The sequence below is a fragment of the Micromonospora sp. HUAS YX12 genome, assembly GCF_040215685.1.
Lineage (GTDB): Bacteria > Actinomycetota > Actinomycetes > Mycobacteriales > Micromonosporaceae > Micromonospora > Micromonospora tulbaghiae.
This window is the reverse complement of sequence record NZ_CP157974.1, coordinates 2376712-2401345: the sequence shown is the minus strand read 5'-3', so window position 1 is coordinate 2401345 and position 24634 is coordinate 2376712. Positions and strand designations below refer to the sequence as shown.

Sequence of the window (24634 nt, the reverse complement as noted above, 5' to 3'; positions counted from 1 at the left end):
TTACCCGGCGCACACGTGGCCGGTAGACCATGGCGCCCGCCCAGTTGCGAACAACTGAGCGGGCGCCGTGGACATCGCCTTACAGCTCGGTGACCGAGCCACCGGCGGCGGTGATCTTCTCCTTGGCCGACGCGCTGAACGCGTGCGCCGAGACCTGGAGAGACACGCCACCGAGGTCGCCGGTGCCGAGCACCTTGACCGGGTGACCCTTGCGGACCGCGCCGGCCTCGACCAGCTCGACCGGGCCGACCTGGCCGCCGTTCGGGAACAGCTCGGCCAGCCGGTCCAGGTTGACCACCTGGAACACGACCTTGAACTTGTTCTTGAAGCCCTTCATCTTCGGCAGGCGCATGTGGATGGGCATCTGCCCACCCTCGAACGCCGGCGAGATGTTCTTCCGGGCCTTGGAACCCTTGGTACCGCGACCGGCGGTCTTGCCCTTCGAGCCCTCACCGCGACCCACGCGGGTCTTGTCGGTCTTGGCACCCGGAGCCGGACGCAGGTGGTGCACCTTGATCGTCATTACTCGACCTCCTCGACCTTCACGAGGTGGTTGACCGTGAAGATCATGCCGCGGATCTCCGGCCGGTCCTCCTTGACCACCACGTCGTTGATCCGCTTGAGACCGAGCGAACGCAGCGAGTCACGCTGGTTCTTCTTGGTCCCGATCTCGGACCGGACCTGGGTGACCTTCAGGCGTGCCATCAGGACGCCACCCCCGCCCGCGACGCCAGCATGGCGGCCGGCGCGACGTCCTCGACCGGCAGACCACGACGGGCCGCGACCTGCTCCGGGGACTCGAGCCCCTTCAGGGCCGCCACCGTGGCGTGCACGATGTTGATCGGGTTGGACGAGCCGAGGCTCTTGGAGAGCACGTCGTGGATGCCCGCGCACTCCAGCACGGCACGCACCGGACCACCGGCGATGACACCCGTACCGGCGGAGGCCGGCTTGAGCAGCACCACACCGGCCGCGTCCTCGCCCTGCACCGGGTGCGGGATCGAGGCGCCGATGCGCGGCACCTTGAAGAAGTGCTTCTTGGCCTCCTCGACACCCTTGGCGATCGCCGCGGGCACCTCCTTGGCCTTTCCGTAGCCCACACCGACGGTGCCGTCGCCGTCGCCCACGATCACCAGGGCGGTGAAGCTGAAGCGACGACCACCCTTCACGACCTTGGCGACGCGGTTGATCGCGACGACCCGCTCGAGGTGCGGGGTCTTCTCGACGGGCGCGTTTCCGCGGCCGCCCTCACGGCGGTTGTCGCGGCGACCACCCTCGTTGCCACCGGACCCGCCGCCACGGCGCTGTTGACCTGGCATCAGCAGCCTTCCTTCTCTCTCGTGACGGGGTTTCTAGAACTCGAGCCCGGCTTCGCGGGCGGCGTCGGCAAGCGCGGCGACACGCCCCGCGTACCGGTTGCCACCGCGGTCGAAGACGACCTTCGAGACGCCGGCGGCCTTGGCGCGCTCGGCGAGCAGGGCGCCGACCTTGCCGGCCAGGGCGCTCTTGTCGCCCTCGGCGCCGCGCAGCGAGGCGTCCATGGTCGAGGCCGACGCCAGGGTGTGACCCTTGGTGTCGTCCACGACCTGGGCCACCACGTGGCGCAGGGAGCGGGTGACGACCAGGCGGGGACGCTCGGCGGTGCCGCTGACGTTCTTGCGGACCCGGAAGTGCCGACGCGCACGCCCGACGGCACGCTTGGCGGCGACGCCGCGGCGGCGCTTGAGCAGCGTGGCGCTCACTTCTTACCTGCCTTTCCAGCCTTGCGGCGGATGACCTCGCCCTGGTACTTCACGCCCTTGCCCTTGTAGGGCTCCGGCGGACGGATCTTCCGGATGTTGGCGGCGACCTCGCCGACCTGCTGCTTGTCGATGCCGGCCACGTGGAACAGCGTCGGCTTCTCGACCGTGAAGGTGATGCCCTCCGGCGCCGGCACCAGGACCGGGTGCGAGAACCCGAGCGCGAACTCCAGGTCCTTGCCCTTGGCGGTCACGCGGTAACCGGTGCCGGCGATCTCCAGGCTCTTGCGGTAGCCCTCGGTCACACCGACGATCATGTTGGCCACCAGCGTACGGCTCAGGCCGTGCAGCTCCTTGGCCTTGCGCTCGTCGTTGGGCCGGTTGACGTGCAGCTCGCCGTCCTCGCCCCGCTCCGCCGTGATCGGCTCGGCCAGCACGTGGCTCAGCTCGCCCTTGGGGCCCTTGACCTTGACGGTCCGGCCGTCGATCGTGATGTCGACGCCGGCAGGCACCGGGATCGACTTACGTCCAATACGCGACATTTCTACCTGTCTCCCGTTACCAGACGAAGGCGAGGACTTCCCCGCCAACGCTCCGCTTGCGGGCCTGCCGGTCGGTGAGCAGTCCCTGGGACGTCGAAATGATCGCCACGCCCAGCCCGCCGAGCACCCGCGGGAGCCCGTCCGACTTGGCGTACACCCGGAGACCGGGCTTGGACACGCGCTTGATGCCGGCCAGGCTCCGCTCGCGGTTCTGGCCGTACTTCAGCTCGACGACCAGTCGCTTGCCGACGGCGCCCTCCTCGGGCTCCTCGACCGACCAGGTGGCGATGTAACCCTCGGCCTTGAGGACCTCGGCGATGTTCGCCTTGATCTTCGAGTACGGCATCGTCACCCGGTCGTGGTACGCCTGGTTGGCGTTACGCAGACGCGTGAGCATGTCTGCGATCGGGTCGGTCATCGTCATGAAAACTCGTCAACCTTTCTCGCCGGGGTTCCCCGGGCCAGGCCCGGGGCCTACGGCGAAGAGACAGTTCAGCTGACGCGCCGGAGCGCGCCGGGCTATTACCAGGAAGCCTTGGACACGCCGGGCAGCTCACCGCGGTGGGCCATCTCCCGGATGCACACCCGGCAGAGACCGAACTTGCGGTAGACCGCCTTCGGACGCCCGCACCGCTGGCAGCGGGTGTACGCGCGAACCGAGAACTTCGGCTTCGCGGCCGCCTTGATGATCAGCGCCTTCTTGGCCATCTCAGTTCTCCTTGAACGGGAAGCCCAGGAGCTTGAGCAGCGCCCGGCCCTCGTCGTCGGTCGTGGCGGTCGTGACCACCGTGATGTCCATGCCCCGCTGGCGATCGATCTTGTCCTGATCGATCTCGTGGAACACCGACTGCTCGGTCAGACCGAACGTGTAGTTGCCGTGCCCGTCGAGCTTGCGCCCGTCCAGGCCGCGGAAGTCACGGATACGCGGCAGCGCGATCGAGAGCAGCCGGTCCAGGAACTCCCACATCCGGTCGCCGCGCAGGGTGACCTTCGCGCCGATCGGCATGCCCTCGCGGAGCTTGAACTGCGCGATGGACTTGGTGGCCCGCCGGACCTGCGGCTTCTGGCCGGTGATGGTGGCCAGGTCGCGGACGGCCCCGTCGATCAGCTTGGCGTCGCGAGCGGCCTCGCCGACACCCATGTTGACGACGATCTTGACCAGCCGCGGCACCTGCATCGGGTTGGCGAACTCGAACTGCTTCTGCAGCTCGGCCACCACCTCGTTGCGGTACCGCTCCTTGAGGCGCGGCAGGGTCTTGGTTTCGGTAGCCGTGGTCATCAGAGGTCCTTACCGGTGCTACGCGCGATGCGGACCTTCTGGCCGTTGTCGTCGATCCGGTAGCCGACGCGGGTCGGCTTGCCGTCGGAGTCCAGGACCATCACGTTCGAGACGTGGATCGGGGCCTCCTGGGTGACGATGCCGCCGGTCTTGGCGCCACGCTGGGTGGTGCTGATACGGGTGTGCTTCTTGACCCGGTTCACGCCCTCGACCAGGACCTTGTCCTGCCGCGGGTAGGCCGCGATGACCTTGCCCTTGGCACCCTTGTCCTTGCCGGCGATGACGACGACCGTGTCGCCCTTCTTGACCTTCACGGTCACAACACCTCCGGCGCGAGAGAGATGATCTTCATGAACCGCTTGTCCCGCAGCTCCCGGCCCACCGGGCCGAAGATACGGGTACCGCGCGGGTCCCCACCGTCCTTGATGATGACGGCGGCGTTCTCGTCGAAGCGGATGTACGACCCGTCCGGCCGCCGCTTCTCCTTGGCGGTCCGAACGACGACGGCCTTGACGACGTCGCCCTTCTTCACACCGGCACCGGGGATCGCGTCCTTGACGGTCGCCACGATGACGTCGCCGATGCTCGCGTAGCGCCGACCGGAGCCGCCGAGCACCCGGATGCACAGGATCTCCCGGGCACCCGTGTTGTCGGCGACGCGCAGTCGCGACTCCTGCTGAATCACGTCTATCTCCTATGTCTGCCGGTTCTCCGGCCGCTCGGGGCGGCCGGAGCCTGGCGGAACCTGCGCCCGACCGAGACCCGGCCGAGCTCGAGCCTTCGCTACTTGGCCTTCTCGAGGATCTCCACGAGCCGCCAGCGCTTGGTGGCGGACAGCGGCCGGGTCTCCATGATCAGGACCCGGTCGCCGATGCCGGCCGAGTTCTGCTCGTCGTGCACCTTCAGCTTGCTCGTACGGCGCATGATCTTGCCGTACAGCGCGTGCTTGACGCGGTCCTCGACCTCGACCACGACGGTCTTGTCCATCTTGTCGCTGACCACGAGGCCCTCGCGAACCTTGCGGCGGGCCCGCGCGGGGGCGGTGGTGTTCTCACTCATGATGCAGTCACCTCAGTCGGCGCGGCCGAGAGACCCAGCTCACGCTCACGCATGATCGTGTAGATCCGGGCGATCTCCCGACGGATGACCTGCAGCCGCCGGTTGTTGTCCAGCTGCCCGGTTGCGGCCTGCACGCGGAGGTTGAACAGCTCCGCCTTCGCCTCGCGCAACTTCGTGACCAGCTCCTCCTCGGAGAGCTCACGCAGCTCGGAGGGCTTGACGCCCGCTGCCATCAGGATTCACCCACTTCGCGCGTAACAATGCGGCACTTCATCGGGAGCTTGTGGATCGCGCGACGCATCGCCTCTCGCGCGATCTGCTCGTTGGGGAAGGACATCTCGAAGAGAACCCGCCCCGGCTTCACGTTGGCGACCCACCACTCGGGCGAACCCTTACCGGAACCCATCCGGGTCTCGGCCGGCTTCTTGGTGAGGGCCTGGTCCGGGAAGATCGTGATCCAGACCTTGCCGCCACGCTTGATGTGGCGGGTCATCGCGATACGCGCCGACTCGATCTGGCGGTTGGTCACGTACGCCGGCTCGAGAGCCTGGATCCCGAACTCGCCGAACACCACCCGGTTACCACCCTTGGACGCGCCACTGCGGTCCGGGTGGTGCGGCTTGCGGAAGCCCTTCGGGGGCTTGCGCGGCATCAGCATCTGTCAGCCCTCCTGCTGCTGTTCTGCCGGCTGGTTACCGACCGGAGCCGAGGCGGCTGCGGCGACAGCGCTGCTGTCGACCGGCTCACCGGCCGGCGTCTCCGCCTGCTGCGCGATGGTCGTCGCGGCAGCCCGGCCGGCCTCGGTGCCACCGGCGGTCGTACCGGACGAGCCCGAGCGGCCACGGCGCGGCCGGTCCGGCCGGTCGCCACGGTCACGGCGCGGGCCGCGCGACGGGGCGGCCTCGGCCGGGGCCTCGCGGCCCGGGACGGCGTCGCCCTTGTAGATCCAGACCTTCACGCCGATCCGGCCGAAGGTGGTACGGGCCTCGAAGAAGCCGTACTCGATGTTGGCCCGCAGCGTGTGCAGCGGAACCCGGCCCTCGCGGTAGAACTCGGTCCGGCTCATCTCGGCGCCGCCCAGACGGCCCGAGACCTGAACCCGGATGCCCTTGCAGGCGGGGTTCTTCATGGCGGACTGCATCGCCTTGCGCATGGCCCGACGGAAGCTGACCCGGCTGGACAGCTGCTCGGCGACGCCCTGGGCGACCAGCTGCGCGTCCGACTCGGGGTTCTTCACCTCGATGATGTTCAGCTGGACCTGCTTGCCGGTGAGCTTCTCCAGCTCGCCGCGGATCCGGTCGGCCTCCGCACCCTTACGGCCGATGACGATGCCCGGCCGGGCGGTGTGGATGTCGACGCGGACCCGGTCGCGGGTGCGCTCGATGTCGACCTTGGAGATGCCGGCGCGCTCGAGGCCCTTGGACATCATCCGGCGGATCTTGACGTCCTCGCCGATGTAGTCCTTGTAGAGCTTGTCCGCGAACCAGCGGGACTTCCAGTCGGTCGAGATGCCGAGCCGGAACCCGGTCGGGTGAACCTTCTGACCCATTACTCGGCACCCTCCGTCGTGCTCTGCTCCTCAGCGGCCGGCTTGGCCGGAGCGGCCTTCTTCGCCGACTTCTTCGGCGCGGCCGGCGCAACCGCCTCGACCGCCACGGTGATGTGGCAGGTGCGCTTGCGGATCCGGTACGCCCGGCCCTGCGCACGCGGCCGGAACCGCTTCATGGTCGGGCCCTCGTCGACGAACGCCTCACTGACGAGCAGCGCGTCGGGGTCCAGCCGCTCGTTGTTCTCCGCGTTGGCGATCGCGCTCGCGAGCACCTTGTACACCTGCTCGCTCGCAGCCTGCGGCGCGAACTGCAGCACCGTGAGCGCCTCCTTCGCGGGCAGGCCGCGGACGAGGTTGACCACCCGGCGCGCCTTCATCGGCGAGATGCGCACGTGCCGCGCAACCGCCCGCGCGCCCGGAAGCACCGGAGCGTCGCCCTTTCCTGGCATCGCTGTAACCCCTTGTTCCTCTATCCGTATGCCCGCGGCGTCAGCGCCGGCGGCTCTTCCGGTCGTCCTTCTCGTGACCCTTGAACGTGCGGGTCAGCGCGAACTCGCCGAGCTTGTGCCCGACCATGGCCTCGGTCACGAAGACCGGGACGTGCTTACGTCCGTCGTGCACGGCGATCGTGTGACCCAGCATCTCCGGGATGATCGTCGAGCGGCGCGACCAGGTCTTGATGACGTTCTTCGAGCCCTTGTCGTTCTGCGTCTCCACCTTCTTGAGCAGGTGGTCGTCGACGAACGGGCCCTTCTTCAGGCTGCGAGGCATGTCTTATCTCCCTCAGCCGCGCTTACGCGTGGCGTAGCGGCGGCGGACGATCAGCCGGTCGCTCGGCTGGCCCTTACGACGGGTGCGGCCCTCGGGCTTACCCTGCGGGTTGACCGGGTGGCGACCACCGGAGGTCTTACCCTCACCACCACCGTGCGGGTGGTCGACCGGGTTCATCGCGACACCACGGACGGTCGGGCGCTTGCCCTTCCACCGCATACGGCCGGCCTTACCCCAGTTGATGTTCGACTGGTCGGCGTTGCCGATCTCGCCGATGCTGGCGCGGCAGCGCACGTCCACGCGCCGGATCTCGCCGGACGGCATGCGCAGGGTCGCGTACGCGCCCTCACGGCCGAGCAGCTGGATGCCGACGCCGGCCGAGCGGGCCAGCTTGGCGCCGCCGCCCGGACGCAGCTCCACGTTGTGGATGGTGGTACCGACCGGGATGTTGCGCAGCGGCAGGTTGTTGCCCGGCTTGATGTCGGCGCCCGGACCGGACTCGACGCGGTCGCCCTGCTTCAGGTCCTTCGGCGCGATGATGTAGCGCTTCTCGCCGTCGGCGTAGTGCAGCAGCGCGATGCGCGCGGTGCGGTTCGGGTCGTACTCGATGTGGGCGACCTTCGCCGGCACGCCGTCCTTGTCGACCCGCTTGAAGTCGATCAGACGGTACTGACGCTTGTGGCCGCCACCGTGGTGCCGCGTGGTGATCCGGCCGTGGGCGTTGCGTCCGCCCTTCTTCGGCAGCGGAGCCAGCAGCGACTTCTCAGGCGTCGACCGGGTGATCTCGGCGAAGTCGGCAACGCTCGAGCCACGCCGGCCCGGCGTCGTCGGCTTGTACTTACGGATAGCCATTGTCTACACCCCTCAGCTGACCGGGCCGCCGAAGGCCTCGATACGGTCACCGTCAGCCAGCTTCACCATCGCGCGCTTGGTGTCCTTGCGCTTGCCGAACCCGGTACGGGTCCGCTTGCGCTTGCCCTCGCGGTTGAGCGTGTTGACCGTCAGGACGCGGACGTTGAAGATCTGCTGGATAGCGATCTTGATCTCGGTCTTGTTCGCGTCCGGGTGCACCAGGAAGGTGTACCAGTTGCGGTTCAGCTCGCTGTAGCTCTTCTCCGAGACGACCGGCGCGACGATGACGTCACGCGGATCGGCGATCGTGCTCACTTGCCATCCTCCTCGGTGGTCTCGGCGGGAACGCCCAGGAACTCGTCCAGGGCCTCCTTGGTGAAGACCACGTCGTCGGCCACCAGCACGTCGTAGGTGTTGAGCTGGCCGGCCTCGATCAGGTGCACCCGGCTGTCCTGCGCGTTGCGCAGGTTCCGCAGCGACACCCAGTTCAGCTCGTCGGTGCTGCTCAGCACGACCAGGACCCGACGGGCCTGGGTCAGCTTGGTCAGCGTGGCCAGGGCCGCCTTGGTGGACGGCTTCTCGCCGGAGACGAACGCCTCGACGACGTGCACCTGGCCGGCGCGGGCCCGGTCGGAGAGGGCGCCACGCAGGGCGGCGGCCTTCATCTTCTTCGGGGTGCGCTGGCTGTAGTCGCGCGGCACCGGGCCGTGGACCACGCCACCGCCGGCGAACTGCGGCGCGCGGGTCGAGCCCTGGCGGGCACGACCGGTGCCCTTCTGCTTGTACGGCTTCTTGCCTCCACCGGAGACCTCGCCGCGGGTCTTCGTCTTGTGCGTACCCTGACGGGCCGCCGCGAGCTGGGCCACCACGACCTGGTGCATCAGGGCGATGTTGGCCTGCGCGTCGAAGATGTCGGCCGGCAGCTCGACGGAGCCGCTCTTGGCGCCTTCGACGTTGATGACGTCAACGGTGGTCACTTGGCCGCACCGCCCTTCTTCACCTTCGCCTTGGCCGCGGTGCGGACCAGGACCAGCGCGCCCTTCGGGCCGGGGATGGCGCCGCGGACGAGCAGGAGGTTGTTCTCGGTGTCGACCGCCTGGACGGTCAGGTTCTGGACGGTGTAGCGCACGCCACCCATCCGGCCCGCCATCCGGGTGCCCTTGAAGACGCGACCCGGGGTCGCGCAGGCGCCGATCGAGCCGGGCGAGCGGTGCTTGCGCTCGACACCGTGGCTGGCACGCAGACCGTGGAAGCCGTGCCGCTTCATCGGGCCGGCGTAGCCCTTGCCCTTGGTCTTGCCGGTCACGTCGATCACGACGCCGGCCGGGAACTCCTCGACCGTGACCTCCTGGCCCGGCGCGTAGTCCGCGGCGTCGGAGGTGCGCAGCTCGACGATGTGCCGGCGCGGCGCGACGTCCGCCTTGGCGTAGTGGCCGGCGACCGGCTTCTTGACCTTGCGCGGGTCGATGACCCCGTACGCCAGCTGGACCGCGGAGTAGCCGTCCTTGTCGGCGCTACGAACCTGGCTCACGACGCACGGGCCGGCCTGAACCACGGTCACGGGCACAACCTTGTTGTTGTCCCAGACCTGGGTCATGCCGAGCTTGGCGCCCAGGATCCCCTTGACTTGCCTGTCCATTTGTCCGGTCCCTACAGCTTGATCTCGATGTCGACGCCAGCCGGCAGGTCGAGGCGCATGAGCGAGTCGACCGTCTTCGGGGTCGGGTCGATGATGTCGATCAGACGCTTGTGCGTACGCATCTCGAAGTGCTCGCGCGAGTCCTTGTACTTGTGCGGCGAGCGGATGACGCAGAAACGGTTGATCTCCGTGGGCAGCGGCACCGGGCCAGCGACCTGCGCCCCGGTACGCGTCACCGTCTCGACGATCTTCCGAGCCGAGGAGTCGACGACCTCGTGGTCATAGGCCTTGAGCCGGATGCGGATCTTCTGTCCCGCCATGGTGGCTTCTGTTCCTTCTCTCGATGCCGCTGTGTTGCGGGCGCCTGTACCGGCTGGCACAGGCCCACTTCCGCCGACCCCCGCGGTCGGGCGTGTCGCGCCCGTGGGCCAGGCTCCGCCCCGGGACTCCGGAGCGATTCTCTGACCACGCGGTGGGTCATGGCGCCGATCGCGGGGACCGCGACCTGGACGCCGCGCGAGGGTGGTTGACCGCCGATGGCGACCAACCACCCTACGCGAGACAGTCTGACTCCCGGAGGTCCAGCGTCAACCGGACGCAGGTGACCGACTGTCGTTACGCAACCTGACTAGTATGCCGCACGACCGGCGGCAACGCTAATCGGGGTTACCCAGCTCACTTGATGATCTTGGTGACGCGACCCGCGCCGACCGTACGACCACCCTCGCGGATCGCGAACTTCAGGTTCTCCTCCATGGCGATGGGCTGGATCAGCTTCACCGTCATCGAGGTGTTGTCGCCCGGCATGACCATCTCGGTGCCCTCGGGCAGCGTGACGACGCCGGTGACGTCCGTGGTCCGGAAGTAGAACTGCGGGCGGTAGTTCTGGAAGAACGGGGTGTGCCGGCCGCCCTCCTCCTTGGAGAGGATGTAGACCGTCGCCTCGAACTCCGTGTGCGGGGTCGTGGTGCCCGGCTTGACGACGACCATGCCGCGCTCGACGTCCTCGCGCTTGATGCCGCGCAGCAGCAGACCGACGTTCTCGCCCGCGCGGGCCTCGTCGAGCAGCTTGCGGAACATCTCGATGCCGGTGCAGGTGGTCTTCATCGACTTCTCACGGATGCCGACGATCTCCACCTCCTCGTTCGGCTTGAGGATGCCGCGCTCGGCGCGACCGGTGACCACGGTGCCGCGACCGGTGATGGTGAAGACGTCCTCGATGGGCATGAGGAACGGCTTCTCGGTCTCGCGCTCCGGCTGCGGGATCGCGGTGTCCACGGCGTTCATCAGGTCCAGGAGCTTCCCGGTCCACTCCGGGTCGCCCTCCAGGGCCTTCAGCGCCGAGACCCGGACGACCGGCAGGTCGTCACCCGGGTACTCCTGCGAGGAGAGCAGCTCGCGCACCTCGAGCTCGACGAGCTCCAGCAGCTCCTCGTCGTCGACCATGTCGCTCTTGTTGAGCGCCACGACGATGTACGGCACACCGACCTGACGGGCCAGCAGCACGTGCTCGCGGGTCTGCGGCATCGGGCCGTCGGTCGCCGCCACCACCAGGATCGCGCCGTCCATCTGCGCGGCACCGGTGATCATGTTCTTGATGTAGTCGGCGTGACCGGGGCAGTCGACGTGCGCGTAGTGACGCGCCTCGGTCTGGTACTCGACGTGCGCGATGGAGATCGTGATGCCGCGGGCCTTCTCCTCCGGCGCCTTGTCGATCTCGTCGAACGGCGTGTACGGGTTCAGGTCCGGGTACTGGTCGTGCAGGACCTTGGTGATGGCCGCCGTCAGCGTCGTCTTACCGTGGTCGATGTGACCAATGGTGCCGATGTTGACGTGCGGCTTAGTCCGCTCGAACTTCGCCTTCGCCACTGGTGTCCTCCTGTGGACTTTCTTGGTTCGTTCGCCCCGGCGCGCCGTTCGGCGCTTAGGACTCTGTCGACAGCCTTTCCGGCCGGAAGGCCGGAGAGCTTTTGTGGGTTCTGCGGCGATGAAGCCTACAGGCCCGGTCTCACGCAATCCGATCGAGGTGGCCGCGGGCGGGAGAACCCTCCCGCGACCGCCCTCGCGTCATCGGATCAGCCGAGGGTGAGTGTCACTCACCCGTCGACTTGGCGATGATCTCCTTGGCCACCGAGGCCGGAACCTCGGCGTAGGAGTCGAACTGCATGCTGTAGCTAGCCCGGCCCTGGGTCTTCGACCGCAGGTCGCCGACGTAGCCGAACATCTCCGACAGCGGCACCAGAGCCCGGACGACGCGAGCGCCGCTGCGCTCCTCCATCGCCTGGATGATGCCACGCCGGGAGTTGAGGTCGCCGATGACGTCACCCATGTTCTCCTCAGGAGTGGTGACCTCAACGGCCATCATCGGCTCGAGGAGAGCGGGGTCGGCCTTGCGGGCCGCCTCCTTCATCGCCATCGAGCCGGCGATCTTGAACGCCATCTCCGACGAGTCGACCTCGTGGTACTGGCCGTCCACCAGGGTGAGCTTGACGCCCACCAGGGGGAAGCCGGCGAGGATGCCGTACTGCATGGCGTCCTGCGCGCCCGCGTCCACCGAGGGGATGAACTCCCGGGGGATGCGGCCACCGGTCACCGCGTTGGCGAACTCGTACGTCGGGGCGTCGTTGCCCAGCGGCAGCGGCTCCACGCTGATGATCACGCGGGCGTACTGGCCGGAACCACCGGTCTGCTTCTTGTGGGTGTACTCGACCTTCTCCACCTTGCGGCGGATGGTCTCGCGGTACGCCACCTGCGGCTTGCCGATGTTCGCCTCGACGTTGAACTCGCGGCGCATCCGGTCGACCAGGATGTCCAGGTGCAGCTCGCCCATGCCGGAGATGACCGTCTGACCGGTCTGGTCGTCCAGCTTGACGCGGAAGGTCGGGTCCTCCTCGGCCAGCCGCTGGATGGCGGTGCTGAGCTTCTCCTGGTCGGCCTTGGTCTTCGGCTCGATGGCCACCTCGATGACCGGCTCCGGGAAGGTCATCGACTCCAGGATGACCGGGTTCGCCGGGTCGCACAGGGTGTCACCGGTGGTGGTCTGCTTCAGACCCTGCACCGCGATGATGTCGCCGGCCTGGGCGGAGCTGCGCTCCTCCCGCTTGTTGGCGTGCATCTGGTAGATCTTGCCGATCCGCTCCTTGCGGTCCTTGGTGGAGTTGATCACCTGAGAACCGGACTCGAGCGTGCCGGAGTAGATCCGGACGTACGTCAGCTTGCCGAGGTGCTTGTCGGTCTGGATCTTGAAGGCCAGGCCGGAGAACGGCTCGGAGACCGAGGGCTTCCGCTGCAGCGGGGTCTCGCCGTCGGTGGCCGTACCCTCGATCGCCGGGATGTCCAGCGGCGAGGGCAGGTACGCGACGACCGCGTCCAGCATCGGCTGGATGCCCTTGTTCTTGAAGGCGGTACCGGTGAGGACCGGGTTGGCCTTGCCGGCGATGGTGGCCCGGCGGATGGCGGCCTTGATCTCGTCGACCGAGATCTCCTCGCCCTCGAGGTACTTCTCCATCACCGAGTCGTCGACGTCGGCGAGGGTCTCCATCAGCTTCTCGCGCCACTCGGCGGCCGAGTCGGCGAGGTCGGCCGGGATCTCCTCGACCGCGTAGTCCTCACCCTTCTGGGTCTCGCCGCGCCAGGTCAGCGCACGCATCTCGACCAGGTCGACCACGCCGATGAAGTCGGACTCGGCGCCGATCGGGATCTGGAGGACCAGCGGGGTGGCGTTGAGCCGGTCGATCATCATCTGCACGCAGCGGAAGAAGTCGGCGCCGGTCCGGTCGAGCTTGTTGACGAAGCACATCCGGGGGACGTTGTACTTGTCCGCCTGCCGCCAGACGTTCTCCGTCTGGGGCTCCACGCCGGCCACGCCGTCGTAGACCGCGACCGCACCGTCCAGAACACGCAGCGACCGCTCGACCTCGACCGTGAAGTCGACGTGGCCGGGCGTGTCGATGATCTGGATCGTGTGGCCCTTCCACTCGCACTTGGTGGCGGCGGAAGTGATGGTGATACCGCGCTCCTGCTCCTGCTCCATCCAGTCCATGACGGCGGCGCCCTCGTGGACCTCACCGATCTTGTACGTGATGCCGGTGTAGAACAGGATTCGCTCGGTGGTAGTGGTCTTACCGGCATCGATGTGGGCCATGATGCCGATGTTGCGTACGTTGGCGAGCGCGTCTGCGGCGGCCACTTCAATCCCTACTTATCGTCGTCTCGACACAACTGGTGGCGGTTCCGGCGCCGGTGGGCGCCGGAACCTCAGGTGTTACCAGCGGTAGTGCGCGAAGGCCTTGTTGGACTCGGCCATCTTGTGCGTGTCCTCGCGCCGCTTGACGGCGGCGCCGAGGCCGTTGCTCGCGTCCAGCAGCTCGTTCATCAGCCGCTCGACCATGGTCTTCTCGCGCCGGGCCCGGGAGTAGGTCACCAGCCAGCGCAGACCGAGCGTGGTCGCACGGGACGGCCGGACCTCGACCGGAACCTGGTAGGTGGCGCCACCGACACGGCGGCTGCGCACCTCGAGGGTCGGCTTGACGTTGTCCATCGCGCGCTTGAGCGTGACGACGGGGTCGGTGCCGGACTTCTCGCGGCAGCCCTCCAGGGCGGCGTACACGATGCGCTCGGCGAGCTGACGCTTGCCGCGCAGCAGGATCTTGTTCACCAGCTGGGTGACCAGGGGCGAGTTGTACACCGGGTCAGCGACCAGCGGCTTCCGCGGAGCGGGTCCCTTACGCGGCATGTCAGCTCTTCTCCTTCTTCGCGCCGTAGCGGCTGCGAGCCTGCTTGCGGTTGCGGACACCCTGGGTGTCCAGCGAGCCGCGCACGATCTTGTACCGCACGCCGGGGAGGTCCTTCACACGACCGCCGCGCACGAGCACGATCGAGTGCTCCTGGAGGTTGTGGCCGACGCCCGGGATGTAGGCGGTCACCTCGATCTGGCTGCTGAGCTTGACACGAGCGACCTTGCGCAGCGCCGAGTTCGGCTTCTTCGGGGTGGTGGTGTACACGCGGGTGCACACGCCGCGCCGCTGGGGAGACCCCTTGAGCGCCGGGGTCTTGGTCTTGGTCGTCTTGGCCTGACGGCCCTTTCGGACCAACTGCTGAATGGTGGGCACCGGGTTTCTCCGCTCCCTTCGGCCGCTGCGAGGCGACCGCGCCGTCTGCTCCAGCCGTCCGGATGGGCGGCTCTCCTACATTCCAACCAGGGCCGCCTGACGGCACCCCAGCACCCGCGGTCGGGCGTGTCGCCCGAGTCACGGTCCCGGTGCCGGCCGCTGACGCGTCGTACCGGAGTTGTGGTCTTGGTGGTGCGACCGCGCGATCACCGGCTGACCGGGTCCAGCGCACGCACGCATTGCCCGGGCGAGCCCGGGCACAAGGGGAAAGAGTACCTACCACAGCCGCGCCGGTCAAAACGGATGGGTCGGGAGCGACCGCTCCGCGGTCCGCCGCCCGGTCTCCGGGTCGCCGATGCGCCAACGACGGGCACCTACAGTGACAAGTGTACCGGCTCGTCCGCCACGCGACCCGGCGGCCCCGACACCACCCGGCCTTCGGGCACCCGGACATACCGCTCATCCCAGGTCACCGGCCGCAGGCGTCCCGGCGAGGGCCTCACGTGATCTGCACCACCAGGGCCAGGGCGAGCCCGATCAGGCCGAAAAGCACCCCCACCGCGCCGCAGGAGATCCCCGCGACGGCCAGGCGGGCGCCGGTGAACCGGACCGACGGCGGCGGCGCCGGCCGCCGGATCTGCCGCCGGGCGAGCAGCCCGGCCACCACCGCGCCGACGCCGATCAGCCCGCCCAGCACGGTGAACGCGCCCGCCACCCAGGCGCCACCGAAGTTCCGGCCGGCGAGACCGACGCACAACACCAGCAGCGACACCCCGATCGCGGCGATCCCCGCGACGAGCGACCCGATGGCCAGACCCGAGGTGACCGGCGGCACGTCGAGGTGGACCACACCGAACGGCGTACCCGGCACCGCGTCGACCCGCTTCGGCGGCCGCGGCGCCTCGGCCGGCGGCGGCGGGAACGCCGGACCGCCGTGCGGACCCCAGCCGCCGTGGCCGGGCGCGCTCGCCGGCACCGGCCACCCGCCGCCGTGCGCCGCCGGATTCCCCGGGTACGCCCCGTACGGCCCCGGCTGGTACGCCGGCGCGGACGCGGGACCAGGCGGGTACGGCCCGGGGCGGGTCGGGTCGCCTCCCGGCGGAACCGGTTCCGTCACGGGGTCCTCCTGTCCACACACGCCCGCCGCCTGGCGGACACCGGCCAGGCTACCGTCGCCGATCACCGTCGGGTGGGCGGGCACGGGCCCGCTCCCCCACCTGGTCAGTCGAAGTTCGGCGCGAAGTCGTGGCCGAACGAGGCGTCCGCGGCCCGGACCACACCGATCACCACCGCCGCGACCACCGCGGCGGCGGTCAGCACCAGCCCGGTCCGCGCCATCTGCTCGCCGCGCCGCAGCCAGTCCGCGCCGGTGAGATAACCACCCGAGGCGTACGCCTCGCGGCGCGCCTGCCGGGCCAGCATGAGCGCGATCGTGGCCGGCACCGCGCCGCCGAGGAACAGGCCGGTGAGCGCGCCGATCAGCCCGAGCGCGAAGACGGCGCGGGCCTTGGTGGAGCGGACCGGCTCCGGATCGTGCGGATGGCGGTACGCCTGCGGCACGACGGGCGCCGGCCCGGGCACGGTCGTCATGCCCTCCATCATGCCCCGGATCCGGTCCCCCGGTCCCGGCACTCCGGACGCGACGAGGCCCCCGGCGGATGCCGGGGGCCTCGTCGTCTTCTACTGCTTAGCGGTACGACCCGAAGTCGAAGTCGTCCAGCGGAACCGCCTGGCCGCTGGCCGGCCCGAAGCCGTAGTCGGTCTCCGGGTAGCCGGTCATCGAGTAGACCTTGGCCTTCGCCTCCTCGGTCGGCTCGACCCGGACGTTGCGGTACTTGCTGATGCCCGTACCGGCCGGGATGAGCTTACCGATGATCACGTTCTCCTTGAGGCCGATCAGCGAGTCGCTGCGGGCGTGGATCGCCGCGTCCGTCAGCACCCGGGTGGTCTCCTGGAAGGAGGCCGCCGACAACCAGGAGTCAGTGGCCAGCGAGGCCTTGGTGATACCCATCAGCACCGGGCGACCGGCAGCGGGCTCGCCACCCTCGCCGACGAGCCGGCGGTTCTCCGACTCGAACAGCGCCCGGTCGACCAGCACACCCGGCAGGAACTCGGTCGAGCCGGAGTCGATGACCGTCACCCGCTTGAGCATCTGGCGGATGATGATCTCGATGTGCTTGTCGTGGATGAGCACACCCTGCGAGCGGTAGACCTCCTGGACCTCCTGGGTCAGGTGGACCTGGACCGCGCGCGGGCCGAGGATGCGCAGCAGCTCGTGCGGGTCGATGGTGCCCTCGGTGAGCTTCTCGCCGACCTCGACGTGGTCGCCGTCGTGCGCCCGGAGCCGGACCCGCTTCGAGATCTTGTCGTAGACGATCTCGTCGCTGCCGTCGTCCGGGATGACGACGATCTTGCGGGACCGCTCGCCGTCCTCGATCCGGATGCGACCCGGGGTGTCGGCGATGGGCGCCTTACCCTTCGGCACCCGGGCCTCGAAGATCTCCTGGACACGGGGCAGACCCTGGGTGATGTCCTCACCCGCGACACCACCGGTGTGGAAGGTACGCATCGTCAGCTGCGTACCCGGCTCACCGATCGACTGGGCGGCGATGATGCCGACCGCCTCGCCGACGTCCACGGTCTTGCCGGTCGGCAGCGAGCGGCCGTAGCACGCACCGCAGACGCCCAGCTTCGACTCGCAGGTGAGGACGCTGCGCACCCGCACCGTCTCCGTCCCGGCGGCGACGATCGCGTCCACCAGGATGGAGTTGATGTCCTGGCCGCGGTGGGCCACCACGGTGCCGTCCGGCCCCTTGATGTCGTCGGCCAGCGTCCGGGCGTGCACGCTGGTCTCGGCGTGCTCGTGCACGACCAGCTTGCCGTCGATCCGCTCACCGATCTGCATCGGGATGGCACGGTCGGTGCCGCAGTCCTCCTCGCGGATGATGACGTCCTGCGAGACGTCCACCAGACGCCGGGTCAGGTAACCCGAGTCGGCGGTACGCAGGGCCGTGTCCGCGAGACCCTTGCGGGCACCGTGCGTGGAGATGAAGTACTCCAGCACGGACAGACCCTCCCGGTAGCTGGCCTTGATCGGCCGCGGGATGATCTCGCCCTTCGGGTTGGCCACCAGACCACGGATCGCCGCGATCTGCCGGAGCTGGAGCAGGTTACCGCGGGCACCCGAGTTGATCATCTTCCACAGCGGGTTCTCCTGCGGCAGCGCGGTGTCCATCTCCTTGGCGACCTCGTTGGTCGCCTTGGTCCAGATCTCGATGAGCTCGCCGCGGCGCTCCTCGGCGGTCATCAGACCACGCTGGTACTGCTTGTCGATCCGGTCGGCTTCCTTCTCGTACCGCTCCAGGATCTCCCGCTTGCGCGGCGGAGCGATGACGTCCTCCATGCCGATGGTGACGCCGGACCAGGTGGCCCAGTGGAAGCCGGCCTCCTTGAGCCCGTCCAGGGTGGCCGCCAGGGCCACCTTCGGGAACCGCTCGGCGAGGTCGTTGACGATCGCGGAGAGCTGGCCCTTGCGGATCTCGTAGTTCACGAAGCGGTAGCCCGGGGGCAGCGTCTCGTTGAACAGGACCCGGCCGAGCGTGGTCTCCACCGTCACCGGCTCGCCCTCGGTCCAGCCCTCAGCGGGGGTCCAGGGCTCGGCGCCGGCGCCGTTGTCCACGCCGACGACGTCACGCAGCCGGATCCGGACCGGAGCCTGCAGGTGCAGCTCGCCGTTGTCGTACGCCATCCGCGCCTCGGCGTCCGAGCTGAACGCCCGGCCCTCGCCCTTGCCCCCCGGAGTGAGGTGGGTGAGGTGGTAGAGACCGATGACCATGTCCTGGGTGGGCATGGTGACCGGCTTGCCGTCGGCCGGCTTGAGGATGTTGTTCGACGACAGCATCAGGATCCGCGCCTCGGCCTGGGCCTCGGCGGACAGCGGCACGTGGACCGCCATCTGGTCACCGTCGAAGTCGGCGTTGAACGCGGTGCAGACCAGCGGGTGGATCTGGATGGCCTTGCCCTCGACCAGCTGCGGCTCGAAGGCCTGGATGCCCAGACGGTGCAGGGTCGGCGCGCGGTTCAGCAGCACCGGGTGCTCGCCGATGACCTCTTCCAGCACGTCCCACACGACCGGCCGCTGCCGCTCGACCATCCGCTTGGCGGACTTGATGTTCTGCGCGTGGTTGAGGTCGACCAGCCGCTTCATCACGAACGGCTTGAACAGCTCCAGCGCCATCTGCTTGGGCAGGCCGCACTGGTGCAGCTTGAGCTTCGGGCCGACCACGATGACCGAACGGCCGGAGTAGTCGACGCGCTTGCCCAGCAGGTTCTGGCGGAACCGGCCCTGCTTGCCCTTGAGCATGTCGGACAGCGACTTCAGCGGCCGGTTACCCGGGCCGGTGACCGGACGACCGCGACGGCCGTTGTCGAACAGCGCGTCGACGGCCTCCTGGAGCATCCGCTTCTCGTTGTTGACGATGATCTCGGGCGCACCGAGGTCGATCAGCCGCTTGAGGCGGTTGTTCCGGTTGATCACACGCCGGTACAGGTCGTTCAGGTCCGAGGTCGCGAAGCGGCCACCGTCGAGCTGCACCATCGGGCGCAGGTCCGGCGGGATGACCGGGACGCAGTCCAGCACCATGCCGAGCGGCGAGTTGCGGGTGTTCTGGAACGCCGCGACGACCTTGAGCCGCTTGAGCGCCCGGATCTTCCGCTGGCCCTTGCCGGAGCGGATGGTCTCGCGGAGGTTCTCCGCCTCGGCCTCCAGGTCCATGTTCTGGACCAGGGCCTTGATCGCCTCGGCGCCCATGCTGCCGGTGAAGTACTCACCGAAGCGGTCGCGCAGCTCGCGGTAGAGCAGCTCGTCGGTGACCAGCTGCTTCGGCTCCAGCTTGCGGAAGGTGTCGAGGACCTCGTCGAGGCGGTCGATCTCGCGCTGGGCCCGGTCGCGGATCTGGCGCATCTCGCGCTCTCCGCCCTCCTTGACCTTGCGCCGGACGTCCGCCTTCGCGCCCTCGGCCTCCAGCTCGGCCAGGTCGGCCTCCAGCTTGGCGGCCCGCTTCTCGATCTCCGAGTCGCGGCTGTTCTCGGACTGCCGCTTCTCGGCCAGGATCTCGTTCTCGATGGTCGAGAGGTCGCGGTGACGCGCTTCGGCGTCCACGCTCGTCACGACGTACGAGGCGAAGTAGATGATCTTTTCGAGGTCCTTCGGGGCGAGGTCCAGCAGGTAGCCCAGCCGGCTCGGCACGCCCTTGAAGTACCAGATGTGGGTCACCGGAGCGGCCAGCTCGATGTGACCCATCCGCTCCCGGCGAACCTTGGAGCGGGTCACCTCGACGCCGCAGCGCTCGCAGATGATGCCCTTGAAGCGGACCCGCTTGTACTTACCGCAGTAGCACTCCCAGTCCCGCTGCGGACCGAAGATCTTCTCGCAGAAGAGCCCGTCCTTCTCCGGCTTGAGGGTGCGGTAGTTGATGGTCTCGGGCTTCTTGACCTCGCCGTGGGACCACTGACGGATGTCGTCAGCGGTGGCGAGGCCGATGCGCAGCTCGTCGAAGAAGTTGACGTCGAGCACTATGTCCCCTATGTCGTCGTCTGTACTGCTAGCTAACGAGTGGGATCCGGGGCAGGGTGACCCTGCCCCGGATCACCACCTCAGACCTCTTCGACCGAGCTCGGCTCGCGCCGGGACAGGTCGATGCCCAGCTCCTCCGCCGCCCGGAACACCTCGTCGTCGGTCTCGCGCATCTCCAGGGCCACACCGTCGCTGGAGAGCACCTCGACGTTGAGGCACAGCGACTGCAGCTCCTTGAGCAGCACCTTGAACGACTCCGGGATGCCCGGCTCGGGGATGTTCTCGCCCTTGACGATCGCCTCGTAGACCTTGACCCGGCCCAGGACGTCGTCGGACTTGATGGTCAGCAGCTCCTGCAGGGCGTAGGCGGCGCCGTACGCCTGCATGGCCCAGCACTCCATCTCACCGAAGCGCTGGCCACCGAACTGCGCCTTACCACCCAGCGGCTGCTGCGTGATCATCGAGTACGGGCCGGTCGACCGGGCGTGGATCTTGTCGTCGACCAGGTGGTTGAGCTTCAGGATGTAGACGTAGCCGACCGCGATCGGGTCCGGCAGCGGCTCGCCGGAACGACCGTCGAACAGCTGCGCCTTACCCGTGCGCCCGATCAGCTGCTTGCCGTCCCGGTTGGGCAGGGTCGACGCCAGCAGACCGGAGATCTCCTCCTCGCGGGCACCGTCGAAGACCGGAGTGGCCACGTTGGTGTCCGGCTCGGACTCGTGCGCCTCGATCGAGCGGAGCTGACGCTTCCACTCCTCGTCGTCGCCGTCCACGCTCCAGCCGGTCTTGGCCACCCACCCGAGGTGGGTCTCCAGGACCTGGCCGATGTTCATCCGGGACGGCACACCGAGCGGGTTCAGCACGATGTCGACCGGGGTGCCGTCCTCCAGGAACGGCATGTCCTCGATCGGCAGGATCTTGGAGATGACGCCCTTGTTGCCGTGGCGGCCCGCGAGCTTGTCACCGTCCTGGATCTTGCGCTTCTGGGCCACGTAGACCCGCACCAGCTCGTTGACGCCCGGGGGCAGCTCGTCGCCGTCCTCGCGAGAGAAGGTACGCACACCGATGACCGTGCCGGTCTCGCCGTGCGGCACCTTCAGCGAGGTGTCCCGGACCTCGCGCGCCTTCTCACCGAAGATCGCGCGGAGCAGCCGCTCCTCGGGGGTCAGCTCGGTCTCGCCCTTCGGCGTGACCTTGCCGACCAGGATGTCGCCGGGGACGACCTCGGCGCCGATCCGGATGATGCCGCGCTCGTCGAGGTCGGCGAGCATCTCCTCGCTGACGTTCGGGATGTCGCGGGTGATCTCCTCCGGGCCCAGCTTGGTGTCCCGGGCGTCGACCTCGTGCTCCTCGATGTGGATCGAGGTGAGCACGTCCTGCTGCACGAGGCGCTGCGACAGGATGATCGCGTCCTCGTAGTTGTGGCCCTCCCAGCACATGAACGCCACCAGCAGGTTGCGCCCGAGCGCCATCTCGCCCTCGTCGGTGCACGGACCGTCGGCGATGACCTGGCCGGCCTCGACGCGGTCACCCTCGAAGACGACCGGCTTCTGGTTGACGCAGGAGCCGGCGTTGGAGCGGCGGAACTTGTGCAGCAGGTACGTCCGGCGGTGACCGTCGTCCTGGTGGACCGTGATGTAGTCCGCGCACAGGTCCTCGACCACACCGCCGACCTCGGCGACGACGACGTCGCCGGCGTCCACGGCCGCGCGGTACTCCATGCCCGTACCGACCAGCGGGGCCTCGGCCTTGACCAGCGGCACCGCCTGACGCTGCATGTTCGCGCCCATGAGCGCGCGGTTCGCGTCGTCGTGCTCCAGGAACGGGATCATCGCGGTGGCGACCGAGGTCATCTGCCGCGGCGACACGTCCATGTAGTCCACGGCGCCCGGCGCGACGTCCTCGGTCTCACCGCCCTTACGGCGGACCAGGACGCGGTCCTCGGCGAAGGTGCCGTCCGACTTCAGCGGGGCGTTGGCCTGCGCCTTGACGAACCGGTCCTCCTCGTCCGCGGTCAGGTAGTCGATCTGGTCGGTGACCCGGCCGTCGATGACCTTCCGGTACGGCGTCTCGATGAAGCCGAACGGGTTGACCCGGGCGAACGTGGACAGCGCGCCGATCAGGCCGATGTTCGGGCCTTCCGGCGTCTCGATCGGGCACATCCGGCCGTAGTGGGACGGGTGCACGTCCCGGACCTCGAAGCCGGCCCGCTCGCGGGACAGACCACCCGGGCCGAGCGCGCTCAGCCGGCGCCGGTGGGTCAGGCCCGCCAGCGGGTTGGTCTGGTCCATGAACTGGGACAGCTGCGACGTACCGAAGAACTCCTTGATCGCCGCCACCACCGGGCGGATGTTGATCAGGGTCTGCGGCGTGATCGCCTCGACGTCCTGGGTGGTCATCCGCTCGCGGACGACCCGCTCCATCCGGGAGAGACCCACCCGGACCTGGTTCTGGATCAGCTCGCCCACGGTACGCAGGCGACGGTTGCCGAAGTGGTCGATGTCGTCGGCCTCGTAGCCCTCCTCACCGGCGTGCAGCCGGCAGAGGTACTCCACGGTGGCGACGATGTCGTCCTCGGTCAGCGTGCCGGTGGTGATCGGCACGTCCAGCTCGAGCTTCTTGTTGAACTTGTAACGCCCGACCTTGGCGACGTCGTACCGCTTCGGGTTGAAGAAGAGGTTGTCGAGCAGGGTCTGGGCGTTCTCACGGGTCGGCGGCTCGCCAGGGCGGAGCTTCCGGTAGATGTCGAGCAGGGCCTCGTCCTGCCCGGCGATGTGATCCTTCTCGAGCGTGGTCATCATCAGCTCGGACCAGCCGAACTTCTCGCGGATGCGCTCCGCGGACCACCCGATGGCCTTGAGCAGGACGGTGACGGCCTGCCGGCGCTTGCGGTCGATGCGAACGCCGACCGTGTCGCGCTTGTCGATGTCGAACTCCAGCCAGGCACCCCGGCTCGGGATGACCTTGACGCTGGAGAGGTCGCGGTCGGAGGTCTTGTCCGGCTGCTTGTCGAAGTAGACGCCCGGCGAGCGGACGAGCTGGCTGACCACGACGCGCTCGGTGCCGTTGATGATGAAGGTGCCCTTCGGCGTCATCATCGGGAAGTCACCCATGAACACCGTCTGGCTCTTGATCTCGCCAGTGGTGTTGTTGGTGAACTCCGCGGTCACGAACAGCGGCGCGCAGTAGGTCAGGTCCTTCTCCTTGCACTCCTCGATCGAGGCCTTGACCTCGTCGAAGCGCGGAGCCGAGAAGGAGAGCGACATGGTGCCGGAGAAGTCCTCAATGGGACTGATCTCGTCGAGGATCTCCGCGAGACCCGAGCGTGCGTGCGGGTCGTCCGCCGACCGGCCCTGCCAAGCCTCGTTGCCGACGAGCCAGTCGAAGGACTCGTTCTGGATGGCGAGGAGGTTGGGGACCTCGAGGTGTTCGGTGATCCGACCGAAAGAAACTCGGCGGGGCGCGAATGCGCTCGACGTACGACTGGTCTTCGCAGGGCGGGAAGCTGCCAAGATGCGTCCTTCCGAGGACCGGTGCTGCAGAACGGCTGGTACGCGTGCACTCCAATGACCCCACCAGAAATATCCACAATCGGACATTTCCGAGCAGGGGTCAAGTCGGAAGGCAGCGCAAACTAGCAGTGTAGCCGAGAGGCTAACCGCTGTCCAGCCCACCCCGCAGGTCGTCGCGGAACAAGCCCTGGGACCTCGGAAAACCGGGTCGACCGGGCCGCTCGGAACGCGACGCTCCTGCCGGTCCGCTCGGGTGCACCGGCGGCGGTGCTGCCGTTGCACTTACCCGAGAGGCGGCCGTTGCAAGCGCGGAAGGTCTTGCTGATGTTCAGCGTGCCTGGCGGGCCCGTGCCGCGTCAAGGGCCGGTTACCGCTCGGGGTGTCTTTCCCACCGACGGGCTACCGGCAGACGCCGCTGACCGGCCGATGAGAGGACGCTGTACGCCCAGCTCACGCCGTTCCCGGCGGGTGGCACCAACACGGCGGGCGGCGACCCGGTCTCCCGGATCACCGCCCGCCGCGACGCGGTGTGCCCCGGCTCACGTGAGCCGGACGCGCGTCAGGTCAACCGCAAGGTCACTTGAGGGTGACCTTGGCGCCCTCGCCCTCGAGCTTGGCCTTGGCCTTCTCGGCGGTCTCCTTGTTGGCCTTCTCCAGGACGGCCTTCGGAGCGGCCTCGACCAGATCCTTGGCTTCCTTGAGGCCCAGGCCGGTCAGCTCGCGCACGACCTTGATGACCTGGATCTTCTTGCCACCGTCGGCGTCGAGGATGACGTCGAACTCGTCCTTCTCCGGCTCGGCCTCGGCGGCCGGGGCACCCGGACCGGCCGGGCCGGCCATGGCGACCGGAGCGGCGGCGGTGACCTCGAAGGTGTCCTCGAACTGCTTCACGAACTCAGAGAGCTCGATCAGCGTCATCTCCTTGAACGCGTCGAGCAGCTCTTCGGTGCTGAGCTTCGCCATGTCTGGCGTCCTTTCTCAAGTGAAAACTAAGAACGTGGGTGCG

General features: G+C 68.3%; 30 protein-coding genes. All 30 read right to left on the bottom strand.

What is annotated here, in order from left to right:
- Positions 1-79 precede the first annotated feature (79 nt).
- On the bottom strand, positions 80-523 hold the full coding sequence (gene rplO, locus ABIH81_RS11785; RefSeq protein ID WP_018784561.1) for a 50S ribosomal protein L15: 444 nt from the start codon (positions 521-523) through the stop codon (positions 80-82).
- Entirely contained in the window at positions 523-705 is a 183-nt protein-coding gene (gene rpmD, locus ABIH81_RS11780; RefSeq protein WP_013473693.1) for a 50S ribosomal protein L30, read from the bottom strand. Before rpmD ends, rplO begins: the two co-directional genes overlap by 1 nt.
- A complete protein-coding gene (gene rpsE, locus ABIH81_RS11775) occupies positions 705-1319 on the bottom strand; it encodes a 30S ribosomal protein S5 (protein WP_088987583.1) in 615 nt (204 codons plus the stop codon). Before rpsE ends, rpmD begins: the two co-directional genes overlap by 1 nt.
- Positions 1320-1352: 33 nt before the next feature.
- The gene (gene rplR, locus ABIH81_RS11770; RefSeq protein WP_013288622.1) at positions 1353-1742 is read right to left on the bottom strand and encodes a 50S ribosomal protein L18; all 390 of its coding nucleotides are present in this window, start codon (positions 1740-1742) and stop codon (positions 1353-1355) included.
- Positions 1739-2281, bottom strand: a complete 543-nt coding sequence (gene rplF, locus ABIH81_RS11765) for a 50S ribosomal protein L6 (protein ID WP_013288623.1) — start codon at positions 2279-2281, stop codon at positions 1739-1741. Before rplF ends, rplR begins: the two co-directional genes overlap by 4 nt.
- Before the next feature lie 16 nt (positions 2282-2297).
- Positions 2298-2705, bottom strand: coding sequence for a 30S ribosomal protein S8 (gene rpsH / locus ABIH81_RS11760; protein WP_013288624.1), 408 nt, complete (start codon positions 2703-2705; stop codon positions 2298-2300).
- A gap of 98 nt (positions 2706-2803) precedes the next feature.
- Entirely contained in the window at positions 2804-2989 is a 186-nt protein-coding gene (locus ABIH81_RS11755) for a type Z 30S ribosomal protein S14 (RefSeq protein ID WP_007465272.1), read from the bottom strand.
- Position 2990: 1 nt separating this feature from the next.
- A complete protein-coding gene (gene rplE / locus ABIH81_RS11750; RefSeq protein WP_018784556.1) occupies positions 2991-3560 on the bottom strand; it encodes a 50S ribosomal protein L5 in 570 nt (189 codons plus the stop codon).
- Positions 3560-3880, bottom strand: a complete 321-nt coding sequence (rplX, locus tag ABIH81_RS11745) for a 50S ribosomal protein L24 (protein ID WP_013288626.1) — start codon at positions 3878-3880, stop codon at positions 3560-3562. The genes rplE and rplX overlap by 1 nt, the downstream gene beginning before the upstream one ends.
- Positions 3877-4245: a 50S ribosomal protein L14 gene (rplN, locus tag ABIH81_RS11740; protein WP_007073026.1), complete on the bottom strand. Its 369-nt coding sequence runs from the start codon at positions 4243-4245 to the stop codon at positions 3877-3879. The genes rplX and rplN overlap by 4 nt, the downstream gene beginning before the upstream one ends.
- A gap of 98 nt (positions 4246-4343) precedes the next feature.
- A complete protein-coding gene (gene rpsQ / locus ABIH81_RS11735) occupies positions 4344-4619 on the bottom strand; it encodes a 30S ribosomal protein S17 (RefSeq protein WP_030501606.1) in 276 nt (91 codons plus the stop codon).
- A complete protein-coding gene (rpmC, locus tag ABIH81_RS11730; RefSeq protein ID WP_013288628.1) occupies positions 4616-4852 on the bottom strand; it encodes a 50S ribosomal protein L29 in 237 nt (78 codons plus the stop codon). The genes rpsQ and rpmC overlap by 4 nt, the downstream gene beginning before the upstream one ends.
- On the bottom strand, positions 4852-5277 hold the full coding sequence (gene rplP, locus ABIH81_RS11725; protein WP_007465292.1) for a 50S ribosomal protein L16: 426 nt from the start codon (positions 5275-5277) through the stop codon (positions 4852-4854). The genes rpmC and rplP overlap by 1 nt, the downstream gene beginning before the upstream one ends.
- A 3-nt stretch (positions 5278-5280) precedes the next feature.
- The gene (rpsC, locus tag ABIH81_RS11720) at positions 5281-6168 is read right to left on the bottom strand and encodes a 30S ribosomal protein S3 (RefSeq protein WP_013288629.1); all 888 of its coding nucleotides are present in this window, start codon (positions 6166-6168) and stop codon (positions 5281-5283) included.
- The gene (gene rplV / locus ABIH81_RS11715; protein WP_018784552.1) at positions 6168-6617 is read right to left on the bottom strand and encodes a 50S ribosomal protein L22; all 450 of its coding nucleotides are present in this window, start codon (positions 6615-6617) and stop codon (positions 6168-6170) included. The genes rpsC and rplV overlap by 1 nt, the downstream gene beginning before the upstream one ends.
- A 40-nt stretch (positions 6618-6657) precedes the next feature.
- Positions 6658-6939: a 30S ribosomal protein S19 gene (gene rpsS, locus ABIH81_RS11710; RefSeq protein ID WP_007073032.1), complete on the bottom strand. Its 282-nt coding sequence runs from the start codon at positions 6937-6939 to the stop codon at positions 6658-6660.
- A gap of 12 nt (positions 6940-6951) precedes the next feature.
- Positions 6952-7791: a 50S ribosomal protein L2 gene (gene rplB, locus ABIH81_RS11705; protein ID WP_013288631.1), complete on the bottom strand. Its 840-nt coding sequence runs from the start codon at positions 7789-7791 to the stop codon at positions 6952-6954.
- 12 nt (positions 7792-7803) lie between these two features.
- A complete protein-coding gene (gene rplW / locus ABIH81_RS11700) occupies positions 7804-8106 on the bottom strand; it encodes a 50S ribosomal protein L23 (protein ID WP_013288632.1) in 303 nt (100 codons plus the stop codon).
- Complete coding sequence (gene rplD, locus ABIH81_RS11695) at positions 8103-8768, bottom strand: 50S ribosomal protein L4 (RefSeq protein WP_349880286.1); 666 nt, start codon at positions 8766-8768, stop codon at positions 8103-8105. Before rplD ends, rplW begins: the two co-directional genes overlap by 4 nt.
- On the bottom strand, positions 8765-9430 hold the full coding sequence (gene rplC, locus ABIH81_RS11690; RefSeq protein ID WP_120573086.1) for a 50S ribosomal protein L3: 666 nt from the start codon (positions 9428-9430) through the stop codon (positions 8765-8767). The genes rplD and rplC overlap by 4 nt, the downstream gene beginning before the upstream one ends.
- Positions 9431-9441: 11 nt before the next feature.
- Positions 9442-9750 carry a 30S ribosomal protein S10 gene (rpsJ, locus tag ABIH81_RS11685; protein ID WP_007073037.1) on the bottom strand — a complete coding sequence of 103 codons (309 nt, stop codon included), beginning with the start codon at positions 9748-9750 and terminating at the stop codon, positions 9442-9444.
- Between the two features lie 355 nt (positions 9751-10105).
- Positions 10106-11299, bottom strand: a complete 1194-nt coding sequence (gene tuf / locus ABIH81_RS11680; RefSeq protein ID WP_282311368.1) for an elongation factor Tu — start codon at positions 11297-11299, stop codon at positions 10106-10108.
- Between the two features lie 223 nt (positions 11300-11522).
- Positions 11523-13619 (bottom strand): elongation factor G, encoded by a 2097-nt coding sequence (fusA, locus tag ABIH81_RS11675; RefSeq protein ID WP_128137685.1) that lies wholly within the window; start codon positions 13617-13619, stop codon positions 11523-11525.
- Positions 13620-13694: 75 nt separating this feature from the next.
- Complete coding sequence (gene rpsG / locus ABIH81_RS11670) at positions 13695-14165, bottom strand: 30S ribosomal protein S7 (protein ID WP_013288637.1); 471 nt, start codon at positions 14163-14165, stop codon at positions 13695-13697.
- 1 nt (position 14166) lies between these two features.
- Positions 14167-14541 carry a 30S ribosomal protein S12 gene (rpsL, locus tag ABIH81_RS11665; RefSeq protein WP_007465318.1) on the bottom strand — a complete coding sequence of 125 codons (375 nt, stop codon included), beginning with the start codon at positions 14539-14541 and terminating at the stop codon, positions 14167-14169.
- A 499-nt stretch (positions 14542-15040) separates the two neighbouring features.
- Positions 15041-15412: a hypothetical protein gene (locus ABIH81_RS11660; protein ID WP_349881071.1), complete on the bottom strand. Its 372-nt coding sequence runs from the start codon at positions 15410-15412 to the stop codon at positions 15041-15043.
- Positions 15413-15762: 350 nt separating this feature from the next.
- Positions 15763-16131: a hypothetical protein gene (locus ABIH81_RS11655; RefSeq protein ID WP_349880285.1), complete on the bottom strand. Its 369-nt coding sequence runs from the start codon at positions 16129-16131 to the stop codon at positions 15763-15765.
- Positions 16132-16228: 97 nt separating this feature from the next.
- The gene (locus ABIH81_RS11650; RefSeq protein WP_349880284.1) at positions 16229-20116 is read right to left on the bottom strand and encodes a DNA-directed RNA polymerase subunit beta'; all 3888 of its coding nucleotides are present in this window, start codon (positions 20114-20116) and stop codon (positions 16229-16231) included.
- Between the two features lie 80 nt (positions 20117-20196).
- On the bottom strand, positions 20197-23628 hold the full coding sequence (locus ABIH81_RS11645; protein WP_120573083.1) for a DNA-directed RNA polymerase subunit beta: 3432 nt from the start codon (positions 23626-23628) through the stop codon (positions 20197-20199).
- Positions 23629-24204: 576 nt separating this feature from the next.
- Positions 24205-24591 carry a 50S ribosomal protein L7/L12 gene (gene rplL / locus ABIH81_RS11640; protein WP_135242078.1) on the bottom strand — a complete coding sequence of 129 codons (387 nt, stop codon included), beginning with the start codon at positions 24589-24591 and terminating at the stop codon, positions 24205-24207.
- Positions 24592-24634: the final 43 nt, after the last annotated feature.

What these genes read in the sequence shown, in the direction of transcription:
- rplO (WP_018784561.1), bottom strand. Translation starts at nt 523, where the DNA reads ATGACGATCAAGGTGCACCACCTGCGTCCGGCTCCGGGTGCCAAGACC.
- rpmD (WP_013473693.1), bottom strand. Translation starts at nt 705, where the DNA reads ATGGCACGCCTGAAGGTCACCCAGGTCCGGTCCGAGATCGGGACCAAG.
- rpsE (WP_088987583.1), bottom strand. Translation starts at nt 1,319, where the DNA reads ATGCCAGGTCAACAGCGCCGTGGCGGCGGGTCCGGTGGCAACGAGGGT.
- rplF (WP_013288623.1), bottom strand. Translation starts at nt 2,281, where the DNA reads ATGTCGCGTATTGGACGTAAGTCGATCCCGGTGCCTGCCGGCGTCGAC.
- rpsH (WP_013288624.1), bottom strand. Translation starts at nt 2,705, where the DNA reads ATGACGATGACCGACCCGATCGCAGACATGCTCACGCGTCTGCGTAAC.
- ABIH81_RS11755 (WP_007465272.1), bottom strand. Translation starts at nt 2,989, where the DNA reads ATGGCCAAGAAGGCGCTGATCATCAAGGCGGCCGCGAAGCCGAAGTTC.
- rplE (WP_018784556.1), bottom strand. Translation starts at nt 3,560, where the DNA reads ATGACCACGGCTACCGAAACCAAGACCCTGCCGCGCCTCAAGGAGCGG.
- rpsQ (WP_030501606.1), bottom strand. Translation starts at nt 4,619, where the DNA reads ATGAGTGAGAACACCACCGCCCCCGCGCGGGCCCGCCGCAAGGTTCGC.
- rpmC (WP_013288628.1), bottom strand. Translation starts at nt 4,852, where the DNA reads ATGGCAGCGGGCGTCAAGCCCTCCGAGCTGCGTGAGCTCTCCGAGGAG.
- rplP (WP_007465292.1), bottom strand. Translation starts at nt 5,277, where the DNA reads ATGCTGATGCCGCGCAAGCCCCCGAAGGGCTTCCGCAAGCCGCACCAC.
- rpsC (WP_013288629.1), bottom strand. Translation starts at nt 6,168, where the DNA reads ATGGGTCAGAAGGTTCACCCGACCGGGTTCCGGCTCGGCATCTCGACC.
- rplV (WP_018784552.1), bottom strand. Translation starts at nt 6,617, where the DNA reads ATGCCAGGAAAGGGCGACGCTCCGGTGCTTCCGGGCGCGCGGGCGGTT.
- rpsS (WP_007073032.1), bottom strand. Translation starts at nt 6,939, where the DNA reads ATGCCTCGCAGCCTGAAGAAGGGCCCGTTCGTCGACGACCACCTGCTC.
- rplB (WP_013288631.1), bottom strand. Translation starts at nt 7,791, where the DNA reads ATGGCTATCCGTAAGTACAAGCCGACGACGCCGGGCCGGCGTGGCTCG.
- rplC (WP_120573086.1), bottom strand. Translation starts at nt 9,430, where the DNA reads ATGGACAGGCAAGTCAAGGGGATCCTGGGCGCCAAGCTCGGCATGACC.
- rpsJ (WP_007073037.1), bottom strand. Translation starts at nt 9,750, where the DNA reads ATGGCGGGACAGAAGATCCGCATCCGGCTCAAGGCCTATGACCACGAG.
- rpsG (WP_013288637.1), bottom strand. Translation starts at nt 14,165, where the DNA reads ATGCCGCGTAAGGGACCCGCTCCGCGGAAGCCGCTGGTCGCTGACCCG.
- ABIH81_RS11655 (WP_349880285.1), bottom strand. Translation starts at nt 16,131, where the DNA reads ATGACGACCGTGCCCGGGCCGGCGCCCGTCGTGCCGCAGGCGTACCGC.
- rplL (WP_135242078.1), bottom strand. Translation starts at nt 24,591, where the DNA reads ATGGCGAAGCTCAGCACCGAAGAGCTGCTCGACGCGTTCAAGGAGATG.